Origin of the sequence: Embleya sp. NPDC056575, from assembly GCF_042793325.1 — a bacterium.
Lineage (GTDB): Bacteria > Actinomycetota > Actinomycetes > Streptomycetales > Streptomycetaceae > Embleya.
Genome location: NZ_JBHTVA010000011.1, coordinates 16,439 through 29,693, shown reverse-complemented (window position 1 = coordinate 29,693; position 13,255 = coordinate 16,439). Strand labels below are relative to the sequence as shown.

15 protein-coding genes are annotated in these 13,255 nt (G+C 68.8%); 8 read left to right on the top strand and 7 right to left on the bottom strand.

Annotated features, from left to right (window positions below):
• Window positions 1-19: 19 nt before the first annotated feature.
• The 4 genes from ACFRCG_RS10875 to dnaK form a co-directional block, all read right to left on the bottom strand.
• Window positions 20-490, bottom strand: coding sequence for a heat shock protein transcriptional repressor HspR (locus tag ACFRCG_RS10875; RefSeq protein WP_380030503.1), 471 nt, complete (start codon window positions 488-490; stop codon window positions 20-22).
• A gap of 1 nt (window position 491) precedes the next feature.
• A complete protein-coding gene (gene dnaJ, locus ACFRCG_RS10870) occupies window positions 492-1,664 on the bottom strand; it encodes a molecular chaperone DnaJ (RefSeq protein WP_380030502.1) in 1,173 nt (390 codons plus the stop codon).
• Between the two features lie 121 nt (window positions 1,665-1,785).
• Window positions 1,786-2,379 (bottom strand): nucleotide exchange factor GrpE, encoded by a 594-nt coding sequence (gene grpE, locus ACFRCG_RS10865; protein WP_380030501.1) that lies wholly within the window; start codon window positions 2,377-2,379, stop codon window positions 1,786-1,788.
• Window positions 2,376-4,223, bottom strand: coding sequence for a molecular chaperone DnaK (gene dnaK, locus ACFRCG_RS10860; RefSeq protein ID WP_126636603.1), 1,848 nt, complete (start codon window positions 4,221-4,223; stop codon window positions 2,376-2,378). The genes grpE and dnaK overlap by 4 nt, the downstream gene beginning before the upstream one ends.
• Before the next feature lie 350 nt (window positions 4,224-4,573).
• On the opposite strand from dnaK, the gene ACFRCG_RS10855 reads away from it, so the two are divergent.
• The 4 genes from ACFRCG_RS10855 to ACFRCG_RS10840 all read left to right on the top strand — a co-directional run bounded on the left by ACFRCG_RS10855 (window position 4,574) and on the right by ACFRCG_RS10840 (window position 8,504).
• On the top strand, window positions 4,574-5,626 hold the full coding sequence (locus ACFRCG_RS10855) for a hypothetical protein (protein ID WP_380030500.1): 1,053 nt from the start codon (window positions 4,574-4,576) through the stop codon (window positions 5,624-5,626).
• Window positions 5,623-6,606, top strand: a complete 984-nt coding sequence (locus tag ACFRCG_RS10850; RefSeq protein ID WP_380030499.1) for a hypothetical protein — start codon at window positions 5,623-5,625, stop codon at window positions 6,604-6,606. Before ACFRCG_RS10855 ends, ACFRCG_RS10850 begins: the two co-directional genes overlap by 4 nt.
• A gap of 103 nt (window positions 6,607-6,709) precedes the next feature.
• A complete protein-coding gene (locus ACFRCG_RS10845) occupies window positions 6,710-7,567 on the top strand; it encodes a hypothetical protein (protein ID WP_380030498.1) in 858 nt (285 codons plus the stop codon).
• 1 nt (window position 7,568) lies between these two features.
• Complete coding sequence (locus ACFRCG_RS10840) at window positions 7,569-8,504, top strand: hypothetical protein (RefSeq protein WP_380030497.1); 936 nt, start codon at window positions 7,569-7,571, stop codon at window positions 8,502-8,504.
• Window positions 8,505-8,564: 60 nt separating this feature from the next.
• Here the strand turns inward: ACFRCG_RS10840 and ACFRCG_RS10835 are convergent, their stop codons facing one another.
• Window positions 8,565-8,927, bottom strand: a complete 363-nt coding sequence (locus tag ACFRCG_RS10835) for a cupin domain-containing protein (RefSeq protein WP_380003422.1) — start codon at window positions 8,925-8,927, stop codon at window positions 8,565-8,567.
• Window positions 8,928-9,080: 153 nt separating this feature from the next.
• On the opposite strand from ACFRCG_RS10835, the gene ACFRCG_RS10830 reads away from it, so the two are divergent.
• Window positions 9,081-9,461, top strand: a complete 381-nt coding sequence (locus ACFRCG_RS10830) for a hypothetical protein (protein WP_380030495.1) — start codon at window positions 9,081-9,083, stop codon at window positions 9,459-9,461.
• A gap of 25 nt (window positions 9,462-9,486) precedes the next feature.
• The gene (locus ACFRCG_RS10825; protein ID WP_380030494.1) at window positions 9,487-9,636 is read left to right on the top strand and encodes a hypothetical protein; all 150 of its coding nucleotides are present in this window, start codon (window positions 9,487-9,489) and stop codon (window positions 9,634-9,636) included.
• A gap of 54 nt (window positions 9,637-9,690) precedes the next feature.
• On the opposite strand, the gene ACFRCG_RS10820 is transcribed toward ACFRCG_RS10825, so the two are convergent.
• Window positions 9,691-10,023, bottom strand: coding sequence for a hypothetical protein (locus tag ACFRCG_RS10820; protein WP_380030493.1), 333 nt, complete (start codon window positions 10,021-10,023; stop codon window positions 9,691-9,693).
• Between the two features lie 191 nt (window positions 10,024-10,214).
• Window positions 10,215-10,508, bottom strand: coding sequence for a hypothetical protein (locus tag ACFRCG_RS10815; RefSeq protein ID WP_380030492.1), 294 nt, complete (start codon window positions 10,506-10,508; stop codon window positions 10,215-10,217).
• A 262-nt stretch (window positions 10,509-10,770) separates the two neighbouring features.
• Between ACFRCG_RS10815 and ACFRCG_RS10810 the strand changes: the two genes are divergently transcribed.
• Together ACFRCG_RS10810 and ACFRCG_RS10805 are read left to right on the top strand one after the other, a co-directional pair.
• Window positions 10,771-11,688, top strand: a complete 918-nt coding sequence (locus ACFRCG_RS10810) for a helix-turn-helix domain-containing protein (protein WP_380030491.1) — start codon at window positions 10,771-10,773, stop codon at window positions 11,686-11,688.
• On the top strand, window positions 11,648-11,767 hold the full coding sequence (locus tag ACFRCG_RS10805) for a DUF397 domain-containing protein (protein ID WP_380030490.1): 120 nt from the start codon (window positions 11,648-11,650) through the stop codon (window positions 11,765-11,767). Before ACFRCG_RS10810 ends, ACFRCG_RS10805 begins: the two co-directional genes overlap by 41 nt.
• Window positions 11,768-13,255: the final 1,488 nt, after the last annotated feature.

Below are 13,255 nucleotides of genomic sequence, written 5' to 3'. Positions count from 1 at the left end.
CTCGACGTCGTCGCGTCCGTCAGTCCGAGCGCCCGCGCCGCGGCTTCCACACCACGAGCGCGGTGCCGGCCCGCGGTCGGACCGGGACCAGATCGCGCCGGTAGGACGCGTGGACGGCCGCCTCGCGCCGGGCGCTCGCGTCCGTCGCCTCGTGCAGCGCGTGCTCCATCTCGGCCACGCGCACGCGCAGCGCGAGCACCTGGTTCTCCAGCTCCAGGATCCGCTTGATCCCGGCGAGGTTGATGCCGGCCTCCTGGGAGAGCCGCTGCACCTCGCGCAACTGCACGATGTCGCGGGCGGAATAGCGCCGCCCCCGGCCCGCCGTACGGTCCGGCGAGACCAGGCCGAGTCGGTCGTACTGTCGCAACGTCTGCGGGTGCAGGCCGGACAGCTGGGCGGCGACCGAGATCACGTAGACCGGAGAGGTCTCGTCGATCTCGAAGCCGTGCCCACCGCCGACACCGCCACCGCCCAAGCCGCCCGGTCGCATGTCATGCCCCCTTCGCCGCGTCCAACAGATCGGCTCGGGGATCGTGCGCGACGGTCGCCTCGCGGAACGCCTCCAGCGCCTCGCGCGCCTTGTCGTTCAGCTGCTGAGGGACCGTCACCTCGATGGTGACCAGGAGGTCGCCCCGAGTGCCGTCCTTGCGTGCCGCCCCGCGCCCGCGCACCCGCAGCGTGCGGCCGTTGCCCGTGCCCGCGGGGAGCTTGAGCGTGACCGGGATGCCGCCGAGCGTGGGTACGGTGACGTCCGCCCCGAGTGCGGCCTCCGGGAAGGTGACCGGCACGGTGACCGTGAGGTTGTCGCCCTTGCGTCCGAAGACGGCGTGGGTCTTGACGTGCACCACGACGTACAGGTCGCCGGCCGGGCCGCCGCGCTCGCCGGGCGCGCCCTTGCCCTTGAGCCGGATGCGCTGCCCGTCCTGGACCCCGGCCGGGATCCGGACCTGCATCGTGCGCGAACTCTTGGCCCGGCCACTGCCGTTGCACACGATGCACGGGTCGTCCACGAGCAGCCCGCGGCCCTTGCAGTCGCGGCACGGCTCGGAGAAGCCGAAACCGCCCTGCGGCCGGCTGACGTTGCCGGAGCCCGCGCAGGTCGGGCACATCCGCGGGGTGGTGCCCGCGGCCGCGCCCGTGCCGTTGCAGTGCCGACACGGTTCCGAACTGGTCAGCCGGATCGGCACGGTCGCGCCGTCGACCGCGTCGGCGAAGCCGAGGGTGACCTCGGACTCCACGTCGGTACCGCGCCGGGGCTGCTGGCGCCCGGTCTGGCGACCGCCGCCGAACAGGCCGCCGAAGATGTCGCCCAGACCGCCGGTGTTGCCCGCGCCGCCCTGCTGGCCGCCGAAGATGTCGCCGAGGTCGAACGGGAAGCCGCCGGTGCCGGACTGTCCGCCGCCGGCGCCGCGGAAGCCGCCGCCGCTGCCGAACAGGGTCCGGGCCTCGTCGTATTCCTTGCGCCGCTTGTCGTCGGCCAGTACGTCGTAGGCCTCCGAGATCTCCTTGAAGCGCTCCTCGGCCTTCGTGTCACCCTTGTTCTTGTCCGGGTGGAACTCGACGGCGAGCTTGCGATACGCCTTCTTGATCTCGGCGGTGCCGGCGTCCTTGGGGACGCCGAGCACCTTGTAGTAGTCCTTCTCCAGGTAGTCCTTCGTACTCATGCGCCCCTCGCCGATCGGGTCGGGGTGCCCTCGTGCTCCGAGCGCCCGTTTCCGGATTCACACCACCCGCGCATCGGCGTCCCTCCTCTCCGCTTCTCGTCGTCTCGTTCCCGGTGACGGTTCAGCTGCCGGCCGCTTCGCCCGACTCCTCCGGACCGCCCTCGGCCTCCGCCGTGGGTTCCGCGACCGCCACCCGTGCCGGACGGATGATCCGCTCGCCCACTTGATAACCGGGCTGCAGGATCTCCACACACGTGGGTTCGGTGACATCGGTCGCGTACGAGTGCAGCAGCGCCTCGTGCACCGTCGGGTCGAACGGGTCGCCCTTCGAACCGAAGCTCTGCAGCCCCATCTTGGCCACGATCGACTCCAGCGACTCGGCGACCGACTTGAAGCCGCCCGCCAGTTCGCCGTGGTCCCGGGCCCGACCGATGTCGTCGAGCACCGGCAGCAGTTCGCTCAGCACCTTGATGGCGGCCGACTCGCCCGCCACGTTGCGGTCCCGCTCGACCCGCTTGCGGTAGTTCGCGTACTCCGCCTGAAGCCGCTGGAGGTCGGCCGTGCGCTCGCCGAGTTGGTTGCGCAGCTCGGCGAGTTCGGCCGCCCCGGGGGCCGGGGCCGCCGCGGTGGCGGCGGTCCCGGCTTCCGGCTTCGACTCGGTTTCTTGGGCGTCGCCCGGGACGGCGCCGTGGTTCGAGCCGTTCCCTTCGGTCACGCAGCACCGCCCTTGCGGTCCTCGTCGACGATCTCGGCGTCCACGACGTCGTCGTCGGCGGTGTTGGCGGAGGCGTCACCCGCGCCGGCCGCGCCCTCGGTGCCCGGCTGGGCGTTCGCGTACATCGCGGTGCCCAGCTTCTGGCTCGTGGTGCTGACCTTCTCCGCGGCGTCGCGGATGGCGGCCAGGTCCTCGCCCTTGAGCGCGTCCTTCAGCTCGGTCAGCGACGTCTCGACCTCGGTCTTCACGTCGGCCGGGACCTTGTCGCTGTTGTCCTTGATGAACTTCTCGGTGGTGTACACCAGTTGCTCGGCCTGGTTGCGGGTCTCCGCGGCCTCGCGACGCTGGTGGTCCTCCTCCGCGTGCGCCTCGGCCTCGCGCATCATGCGGTCGATGTCGTCCTTCGGCAGGCCCGAGCCGCCGGTGATGGTCATCGACTGCTCCTTGCCCGTGCCCAGGTCCTTGGCGGACACGTGCACGATGCCGTTGGCGTCGATGTCGAAGGTGACCTCGATCTGCGGCAGTCCGCGCGGGGCCGGCGGCAGGCCGGTCAGCTCGAACATGCCGAGCTTCTTGTTGTACGCGGCGATCTCGCGCTCACCCTGGAACACCTGGATCTGCACCGACGGCTGGTTGTCCTCGGCCGTGGTGAAGATCTCCGAACGCTTGGTCGGAATCGTGGTGTTGCGCTCGATCAGCTTGGTCATGATGCCGCCCTTGGTCTCGATACCGAGGGACAGCGGGGTGACGTCGAGCAGCAGGACGTCCTTGACCTCGCCCTTGAGCACACCGGCTTGGAGCGCGGCGCCGACGGCCACGACCTCGTCCGGGTTGACGCCCTTGTTGGGCTCCTTGCCGCCGGTCAGCTCGCGCACGACGTCGGCGACGGCCGGCATCCGGGTCGAACCGCCGACCAGGACGATGTGGTCGATCGCCGAAAGCGGGATGCCCGCGTCCTCGATGACCTTCTGGAACGGCACCTTGGTGCGGTCGAGCAGGTCCTGGGTCAGCTGCTGGAACTGGGCCCGGGTGAGCTTCTCGTCCAGGTGCAGCGGGCCCTCGGCCGAGGCGGTGATGTAGGGCAGGTTGATCGAGGTCTCCATCGAGGAGGACAGCTCGATCTTGGCCTTCTCCGCCGCCTCGCGCAGGCGCTGGAGGGCCATCTTGTCCTTGGACAGGTCCACGCCGTGGGCGTTCTGGAACTGCTTGACCAGGTGGTCCATGACCCGCTGGTCCCAGTCGTCGCCACCGAGGTGGTTGTCGCCGTTGGTGGCCTTGACCTCGACCACGCCGTCGCCGATCTCCAGGAGCGACACGTCGAAGGTGCCGCCGCCGAGGTCGAAGACGAGGATGGTCTGCTCGTCGGCCTTGTCCAGGCCGTACGCCAGCGCGGCCGCGGTGGGCTCGTTGACGATGCGCAGCACGTTCAGACCGGCGATCTCGCCGGCCTCCTTCGTGGCCTGGCGCTCGGCGTCGTTGAAGTACGCCGGCACGGTGATGACCGCGTCGGTGACCTTCTCGCCCAGGTAGGCCTCGGCGTCGCGCTTGAGCTTCATCAGGATGCGGGAGCTGATCTCCTGCGCGGTGTACTTCTTGTCGTCGATCGCCACGGACCAGGTGGTCCCCATGTGGCGCTTGACGGACCGGATGGTCCGGTCGACGTTGGTGACGGCCTGGCGCTTGGCCACCTCGCCGACCAGGACTTCACCGTTCTTCGCGAAGGCAACCACGGACGGTGTGGTCCGCGACCCCTCCGCGTTGGTGATGACGGTCGACTCGCCGCCTTCCAGAACGCTGACGACGGAGTTCGTCGTACCGAGGTCGATACCGACCGCACGTGCCATGATTCGGTTCCTCCAGGGGAAGGGTTGAGCGCTTGTCGCTCAAGCATGAGCTGCCCGGTTCAACGGGTCAAATCGCTTGAGTATTCCTCGCTCAACTTTAGTGCCCCGGAGGCTGTGAGGGGCGCGTTCCGCGCGCGTTGATCGTGTCACCGCGACATCACGCGGCCGAACCGCCCGGACGCTTGACGTCATCGAAACGTTGTGCGCCTCGGGAGACTTATTCAGGTGAATGTCGCCACAAACGACACCCTTGACCTCTGCGGCCTCCGGGTGCACATGGCAGCATGTTCGCGCGCCTGCTGCCTGCCGCGCCGACGGCGAGCGAAATCCGAGATCCCAGGGGGACCCCCATGAGCGATGGTCAGGGCTATCCGCCCGTACCTCCGATGCCGCCCGGCCCGCCGGGCCAACCGGGCCAGTCCGGACCGCCGCAGGGGGGTTACCCACCGCCGCCGGACGGTTATCCGCAGCAGCCCGGCGGTTTTCCGCAGCAGCCCCAACCGGGCGGCTTCCAGGAAACCGGCGGTTACCCGTACCCGCAGTACAGCGAGTACGGCCACTACCAGCAGTACGCGCAGAACCCGATCCAGCTCGACGCGAACGGCCGTCCGCCGCGGGGGGCGCGCAGCCGCAAGGTGATCGGGACCTGGATCGCCGGCATCACCGGCGCCGTCGTCGCGTCCGTGGTCGTCGCCATGGTCGGCTTCGACGACCCGACCGAGAAGAAGGACCCGGCGGCCGAGGCGAGCAAGCCGGCGCCGATCGTGGTCGGCAAGACGGCCGCGCCGAGCAACAGCGCGGCGGCCGCGCCGAAGAAGGCCGACCTGTCCAACGAGTTGAAGATCCCGACGGCGCTGCCGCCGATCACCGGGCAGAAGATCACCGGCATCACGGTCGATCCGAAGACCTGGCCCAAGGCCTGCGACCTGCTGACCGACGAAGAGATCAAGACGGCGATCCCCGAGGGCACGATCCGCGAGCGCAAGAGCCGCATGGGTCGCATCTCGAACATGTTCGGCAACAACGTCAACGACAACGAGTGCGAGATCACGCTCGACCTGCCGAACCAGCAGTCCTCGAACTATCCGGCCGAGATCAGCATCACCTCGTACGGATACAAGACGTTGGCCGACGAGAAGGCGTCCTTCGCGAAGGAGAAGACCAGCCAGGAGCGCACGTCCAAGCAGTTCCCCGATCAGTACGACGACATCCCGGCCGACAAGATCGGCGTGGACGGGGCGTTCCGGGACAACCGCACGGTGCAGATCTCCAAGAACGGCTTCCGGGTCTGGATCACGCTGTCCGCGCAGCTGGAGGACTCGCAGGGCAACCCGCTCAAGGGCAACACGATGGTGCGCCAGTACGGCCCGACCGTGGCGGCGATCGTCGGGCAGAAGCTGTGAGCGGGGGTTGGCAGCAGCAGCCGCAACAACCCGGGCAGCACGGCGGCGGTTACGGCCAACCAGGGCAGTATCCGCAGCAGCCGGGATATCCGGCCGGACAGCAGGGATTCCCGCAACAGCAGGGCTACGCGCCCCAGCACCCCGGCTACCCGCCCCAGGGCGGCTACGGCCCGCCCGGACAGCCCTACGGACCGCAGGGGCCGCAACGCGGGGGCAATCGACCGGTGTTGTGGATCGCGGTCGTGCTGGTGCTGATCGCGGCCGGGGTCGGCGGCTTCCTGTTCCTGAACAAGGACGACGACTCGAAGGACACCGCGAAGACCGGCCCGCAGTCGTCCGGCGGTCCCGTCGCGCCGGGAGGCTCCGGCGGCGGCAAGAGCGGCGGCCCCGGCGGCCAGAGCGCGGCGCCCCTGCAACGCCCGATGGTTTTCCCCGCAGCGCCGCCGGCCGACGCCGGGCCAGGATTCAATGCGACCAACGACGGCAAGAGCTGGCCGAAGGCGTGCGAGATGCTGTCCGACGCGCAGATCGGGAAGGTGATCAAGGGCGCCACGGTCAAGACCAGGAAGCCGGACACCACGGTGTCGGTCAAGTACGACTTCCCGGGTGCGGCCGACAACCAGTGCAACTTCGACCTGGCCGTACCGGACCCGAACAATCCGAAGTATCCGTCGTACGCCAAGATCGAGCTCACACTGCACGAGGTGAGCACCCCGGTGATCGCCAAGGGCCACTACGGCGACACCAAGAAGAACCGGGCACGCAAGCCGTTCGGCGAGTTCGAGGAGCTGAGCACCAAGCTGGGCACCGACGACGCGTTCCGCGACGACAGCTACATCTACTTCTACAAGGGGTCGTACTTCGTGGAGCTCTACGTCCACTCCGGGCTGACCGGCCCCGGCGGCGCGAAGCTCGCGGACGACGACGGGGCCAAGCAGTACGGGCCGACGCTCGTCAGCTACCTCGTGGCCCGGATGTAGACACGGACGCAACGGATGTAACCGCGGTCCGCGCGGCACGGCAGCAGCGGCGACAGCGCATCGGAACAGCGCGTCGGATCAGGTAATCAGGAGGAGCACGGGGATGGTACGAATCGGGAACCCCGGGGGGAACCAGTACGGCGGCGGGCCGCATCAGCAGCAGCCGTACGGTCAGCCCGGCATGTACCAGCAGCAGTACCCCGGTGGCCCGATGCCGCCCCACCAGCCGCCGCGCCGCAGCAAGCTCAAGCCCGTGCTCGGCTGGATCGGCGTGGTCGTGGGCGGTGTGCTGGCGACGGTGGCGGGGTCGTACATCGTCGACGAGATCAACAAGAAGAACGACAAGGGCGACAAGCCGGTGGCGGAGAACGGGGTCGCGTTCCCCGACGGTTACACCCCGCCGCCGGGCGTGGCCTTCAGCGACGGCGCCAAGTTCCGGGCCAGCGGGGACACCGGCACCTGGCCGGACGCCTGCGACATGCTCTCCGACAAGGAGATCCAGAACGCGATCCCCGACTCGAGCATCGTGGGCGGGCGCCAGGGCCGCAAGACCGGCAAGATTCCCAAGAACTACGAGTGCACGGTCAACATCAAGCTGCCCAACCTCGCGGATCCCGCGACGCCGGCCAAGCTCACCATGACCATCAAGGCGATCGGCGACGCCGGACCGGTCAAGGACATGTACGAGAAGGCGAAGAGCGAGGCGGCCCCGTTCACCGGCTACGAGGATCTGGCCAACAAGCTGTTCGTGCAGAGTTCCTTCCGGCAGGGCACCAAGCTGAACCTGTTCAAGCAGGGCACGAAGCCGGACTCGCCGGCCTACTACGTGGTGCTCGACGTGGACGCCGGTATCCAGAGCACCAAGGACTCGGCGGGTACCGCCGAGCCGCGCGAGGAGTGGACCAAGAAGTCCGGACCCGCGCTGGTGCGCGTCCTCAACATCAAGATGACGGACGACTGAGATGACCGGCCAATACAACAGCCCGAACTCCGGCCAGTATCCCGGCCCCGGCCCTCAGGGCCCCGGTTACCCGCCGCCCGGCCAGTACGGCCCGCCGCCGGGCTACGGCCAACAACCGCCCGGCTACGGCGGCCCCGGCTACCCGCCGCCGTATCCGCCCCAGCCGCCGCGCCCCAACCGCCGCAAGCAGATCTTCAGCTGGGTGGCCGTGGTTGCCGGCGGCACCGCGGCAACGGTGGTCGCGGCCCTGCTGATCAACGGCACGGACGGCAAGAAGAACGAGGCGGTAAAGCTCCCTCCCACGGAGAGCGCCCGAAAGCTCGAAAGCTTCGACCCGAACGCGGTGAACAACACGCCGACGACGGCCCCGTCGAAGGAGGCCACGCGTCCGTCGGCCCCGCCGGCGCCCAAGTCCGGTGGCAAGTTCGCGCCCGTGCCGAACGACATGTCCACCTGGCCGGACGTGTGCGACCTGATCACCCCGGAAGAGCTTGCCAAGGTCATCCCCGAGGTCACCTCCCAGGAGCAACAGGGCACCGCCAAGGCGGCCGGCTCCTACGCGTCCCGCGGACCGGCGCTGCGCAGCACGACGTGCCAGTACACGGTGAACACCAAGCGTGGCTGGGGCTACAGCAACGTCATCAAGCTGACCATCCAGATCAACAACATCGACGCTCCCAAGGAACTCGACTACAACTGGAACCTGAGCAAGAACGGCGCCCAGCGGATCCAGACCGACTTCAAGGCCCTGGGCACCACGGGCGGCGCCGACGACGCCTACTACGCGGTGAACGGCGTGCGGATGCGCAAGGGCCAGTACTACCTCCAGTTCGAGGCCTCGGGTTCCCTCAGCAAGGAAGGCACCGACTCCCCCTGGCAGGGCTGGCAGGGCGAACTCCTCCCCAAGCTGCTCCCCTCGATCACCGCCAAGATCTGACCCGGTGCGCCCGGTGTCCCCGGTGGGTCGCGGCTGTTGCGACCCGCCGGGGCCGGTGGCCTACTCGTCGCGGTGCACCGTGTCCGGGGTGAAGCCGGGGAGGCAGACGGCGATGTAGTCGGCGCCCTCTTCGCCTCGGGTGCTGTAGCGGACCCATTCGCCGGCGGCGGTGTGGATGCCCTGGCCGGCCGCGACCTCGTGGGTGCCGCCCTCGTGCTCCACGGTGAGCACGCCGCGCAGGACCACCGTGTACTCGTCGAACTCGGGGCGCTGCCCCGGTTCCTCCCAGCCGCCGGGGCTGGTCATGTGCGCGATGCTCAGCGCCTCGTCGCCGGTGTTGACCCGGCCCACGAACTCGCGAATGGTCTTGGGGATGTTCCCGGCCGCCTCGACGACGGTCGGCTTCTCGATGAATTTCGGCATGGCCCCATCCTGTCCCAGGAGGCCGCCGAATCGTCGGCGGCCCGGCCTGGCGACGGGAGAATCGGCCTCGACCGCGTCGACCCGCGGCTTCCGCCGGACGCCCCGGGAAAGCACACTGTAAGTAGCCGGGCCATAACACAGTGAAGGGCGTCTATGGACGAGCACGCCAGTGAGCATGGGTATCAAGACGGGCCGGAGCCGGACGGGCGTACCTGGCGCACATGGGCAACGGGCGAGTTGATCGAACTCCCGGCCACCATCGCCAGCGTTCGGGCTGCCTTGCCCGCCGAGCAGCGCGAGGAGTTCACCAAGACGATCGAGGACACACCGGCACGAGACCTGCCCCTGACCCTCAACCGATGGGCCCGCCGCACCCGCCCGGAAGTCGACGAGGCAATCGAGCGAACGCACGACTGGGTGGAAGGGATCCACGCCGAAGCCGATGCAATGACGATCTTGGGGGAGGAACGGAGTGTCGTACTCGATCGCGTACAGTCCCGCCTGCGAGAGGGCCCGCCTGAGTCTGCCCGCTGATAAGCGCCGGGATCTGGATAACGGCATGGCATGCATCGCCCAGGATCCGTACGGATGCGGATCGTCGGCGACGTACCACAAGGACAGGCGCGAGGCGACGTGTGGCAGCGTGATCGTGGTCTACCAAATCACGAATAACTCGCTGCTGGTCACGGTCGTGGAACTCATGGGGTAACAAAAGCGAAAGGAAGCCCCGACTCTCGAAGGGCCGGGGCTTCCGTCGTCGGGGTCAGCGGCCGGGGCGTGGCTTCGGGCGTAGGCCGCCGTAGCGGAGCGGGGTGATCGTGCCGGGCGGGATCGGGAAGGGCAGCAGGTCGTCGGGCCGGGCGCCGTCGGTGGGGAACCAGACGCCGTCGTCGGGCACGAGGTCCGCCAGGCCGGCGGTCCATTCGGCTCGCGCCGCATCGAACGGCTGGACCGTCACCCGGCCGGCGTCGTCCACCCGCACGACCACGCCGGGCGGCTGTTCGGGCCGACGCGCGTCCACGGCGTGCTTCACGTTGTCCCCGATGCCGCTGCCGCTCGGGGTTGTTTTGTCCGGCGGTGGGATCGGTAGTTTCATGTCGACCTCGCTTCGGTGGGGGAGGCCGGGGGCCGGCGGATCACTGGCGAGCGAGCGCCGGCCCCTGGCGGTTGGCTGCTGACTGGATGCCGCTTGTGGCCCTCTCCGCCGACCGGGCCATGGGAAGGCGGAGAGGGTTCGAAGCCGTGCCGCCGGTAGCCACGACCAAATGGATTCGGCGGCACGGCGGTTCAGGGGGTGGTCTCCGGTTGGCCGGTCGGCCGCACGCTGCCGGAGGGCATGCACCACTGGATATCCGGCCCGAACCGGGCCATGGGGAAACGCACTTCGTCCGGCAGCGGTTGCGCCGCGACGATCTCACCGGGCCCGCGCACGCTGCGCGCACCGCGCGCGACCGCGTTGGGTTGCCCGATGTCGGCTTCGTCGTCCACGACTTCGAGGCGCGCCAGGGAAATGGTGTAGGCGCTGCTGTTGGCGGTGAGCGCCACGACATAGCCGGTGGCCACGCGATAGAGCGTGCCCACGTATCCGCTCCGCGTGTCCCGAACGCGCACCTCGTCCGACGCCGCCAGGCGACGCCGCAAGTCGGCTTCTGTGGGCGGCTGTTGTCTCGTCACGGTCATGGGCATGCCTGTCCCTCTCGCGCTGCGGCGGGTAGATATCCGGCCACATTCTGTGGACACGGAATGTCTATCCCAGGATCAACCCGCCGCCTTACGATGCGGCCAGGCGAGAACCTGATTTGCACAGCAATCAGGAATAAATGATCTTGAGGGATTAAACGACTTGGCCGAAGCGATCGACCCAACACAATCATCCGCAAATATGTTCGCCGCCCGCGTGACGAAGTTGCGTAAGTTGCGCGGGCTTACGCAAGCCCAACTGGCAGCCTTGATCCACGTGCACCCCACGCGCATCACCCAAATCGAACGGCGCACGGGCAGTCCGCCGACGTGGGAACAGGCGTGGCGCCTGGATGCCGCGCTGGGTGCCGATGACCTGCTCACGGACCTGTGGAAGGCGAGTCAGCGGGAGCTGGTCCCCGATTATGTGCGTGAGTACATGGACCGGGAGCAGGCGGCAACCGGCCTACGTTTCTACGCCGCGCAGATCGTGCCGGGCTTGCTTCAGACAAAGGCATACGCTCGCGCCACGCTCCGACTTGGGCAAGCGCTGACCAGTGACGACGAGCTTCGGGATCGTATCTCGCGACGCTTGGACCGCCAGGCACGCATTCTGCGCGGCGACAACCCTCCTCGCGTCCGGGTCATCCTCGACGAAGCAGTTCTGGCCCGGAGTGCGGGCAGTCAGTCCGTGATGCGTGGCCAAATGGACCGGCTACTGGAGGAAGCGAACGCGGGTACCAAGATCCAGGTTTTGCCGTTCCGCGCGGGTGAACACGCGGCCATGGGTGGCTCTCTGACACTCGTTCAGACGGTGGACGGTAGCCGATACGCGTATACCGAAAGTGCATTCGATGGGCGACTCTGGGAGGGGCGGTCAGAGGTGAACGCGTTTGGCCTAACCTACGAGCAACTTCGGGCATCGGCCCTGTCTGCTCGGGAGTCCGAAGTGATGATCAGATCCGTAGCGAAAGGTATGTATCGTGCACCCCACCGGTTGGCGAACTTCCAGCTACAGCAACCAGCAAGGCGCGGAGTGCGTGGAAGTCGCTACATCCCAAGACGCCGTTCCGGTTCGTGACAGCAAAGATCGAAGCCTGGGTCACCTCGTCGTCCCTACGGCTTCGTGGACGGCACTTACAGAGGCGCTGCGCGGCTAGTGCGACCTGACGCCCCGTCGGCCGTTGTCGGTCGGCGGGGCTTATTGCTGCCCTGCCGGGGTTGCGTCTTTGGTTGCGTGGTGGCCTGGTGTGGGGCTGGTCAGAGTCGGTGGTGGGCCGCCGGCGGCGTGCGGGGCTCGGGGGCGGAAGGCTCCTGGCGAGACGGGTGTGTTGCTCGGCAGGAAAAGCACCTGGCAGCGGCGGGCAGGGTGGGGGCTTGGGTCAGGTCCGCCGGGGAGGCTTCGCGGGGGGGTCGGGTAGTTCCGGCGAGAGTCGCGTCTCGGTCGGCTGCGCGGGGCCGGTCAGAGTCGTCGAGGGGGGTCGCCGCCAGCGTGCGGGGCTCCGAGACTCGAAGCTCCCGACGAGACGGGTGTGTTGCTCGGCGGAAAACCGGCCGGCAGCGGCGGGCAGGGAGGCGCTCGGGTCGAATCCGCCGGTGAACCTTTCCGAGTGGGCCGGGTGTTCCCGGTGATGGTCACGCCCCTGGTTGCGGAGGGCTGGGCCGGGGCCGGTCAGAGTCGTCGGGCGGGGCCGCCGCCAGCGTGCGGGGCTTGGAGACTCGAAGCTCCTGACGAGACGGGTGCGTTGGTCGGCGGAAAACCGGCCGGCAGTGGCGGGCGGGTGGGAGCTCGGGTTGGGTCTGCCGGGGAGCGTTCCCGGGTGGGTCGGGCGGCCGGGTGTTTTCGGGGTGCGGTGGGCATGTGGGTGACGGAGGTTCACGAAACCGGATCCCGTGGGGTGCCGCAGCCTCCGCGAGAGAGAAAACCGCAGGTCAGCGCAAGCGGCTGCTGTTTCGAGCGCCTCGGGATCCGGTTTCGACGCCCACAGAGCACTTTCGGCCGCCGAGAGGCCGCAGCGCCCGAGATCGGCTCCGACTGAGCGGTTTCGGTCTCCACGCCGGAGTCGAGGAGGCTGGAGCACACGAAACCGGCACTCGACACCCGACTTTCCACCCCGACCCCACAAAACCGCAGGTCACCGAGACTCGAAGCCCACAACCACCCACCGAGATCCGGTTCCGAACCCCAGCTCTCTCCAGACGCCTCCGAAACACCCCAACCCACCAGGAAGGCCCCTCGGCGTGCTCAACCTGGCCCGTCACCCTGCCCGCCGCTGCCAGGTGCTTTTCCCGCCGAGCAATGCGCCCGTCTAGCCAGGAGCCCTCCGCCCCCGAGCCCCGCACGCCGGCGGCGGCCCACCCTTCGACTCTGACCGGCCCCGCGTAGCCGACCGAGACGCGACTCTCGCCGGAACTACCCGACCGCCCGCGAAGCCTCCCCGGCGGACCTGACCCGAGCCCCACCCTGCCCGCCGCTGCCAGGTGCTTTTCCTGCCGAGCAACACACCCGTCTCGCCGGGAGCCCTCAGTCTCGGAGCCCCGCACGCTGGCGGCGGCCCACCCTTCGACTCTGACCGGCCCCGCGTAGCCGACCGAGACGCGACTCTCGCCGGAACTACCCGACCGCCCGCGAAGCCTCCCCGGCGGAC

What these genes read in the sequence shown, in the direction of transcription:
- ACFRCG_RS10875 (WP_380030503.1), bottom strand. Translation starts at nt 490, where the DNA reads ATGCGACCGGGCGGCTTGGGCGGTGGCGGTGTCGGCGGTGGGCACGGC.
- dnaJ (WP_380030502.1), bottom strand. Translation starts at nt 1,664, where the DNA reads ATGAGTACGAAGGACTACCTGGAGAAGGACTACTACAAGGTGCTCGGC.
- dnaK (WP_126636603.1), bottom strand. Translation starts at nt 4,223, where the DNA reads ATGGCACGTGCGGTCGGTATCGACCTCGGTACGACGAACTCCGTCGTC.
- ACFRCG_RS10855 (WP_380030500.1), top strand. Translation starts at nt 4,574, where the DNA reads ATGAGCGATGGTCAGGGCTATCCGCCCGTACCTCCGATGCCGCCCGGC.
- ACFRCG_RS10845 (WP_380030498.1), top strand. Translation starts at nt 6,710, where the DNA reads ATGGTACGAATCGGGAACCCCGGGGGGAACCAGTACGGCGGCGGGCCG.
- ACFRCG_RS10840 (WP_380030497.1), top strand. Translation starts at nt 7,569, where the DNA reads ATGACCGGCCAATACAACAGCCCGAACTCCGGCCAGTATCCCGGCCCC.
- ACFRCG_RS10835 (WP_380003422.1), bottom strand. Translation starts at nt 8,927, where the DNA reads ATGCCGAAATTCATCGAGAAGCCGACCGTCGTCGAGGCGGCCGGGAAC.
- ACFRCG_RS10830 (WP_380030495.1), top strand. Translation starts at nt 9,081, where the DNA reads ATGGACGAGCACGCCAGTGAGCATGGGTATCAAGACGGGCCGGAGCCG.
- ACFRCG_RS10825 (WP_380030494.1), top strand. Translation starts at nt 9,487, where the DNA reads ATGGCATGCATCGCCCAGGATCCGTACGGATGCGGATCGTCGGCGACG.
- ACFRCG_RS10820 (WP_380030493.1), bottom strand. Translation starts at nt 10,023, where the DNA reads ATGAAACTACCGATCCCACCGCCGGACAAAACAACCCCGAGCGGCAGC.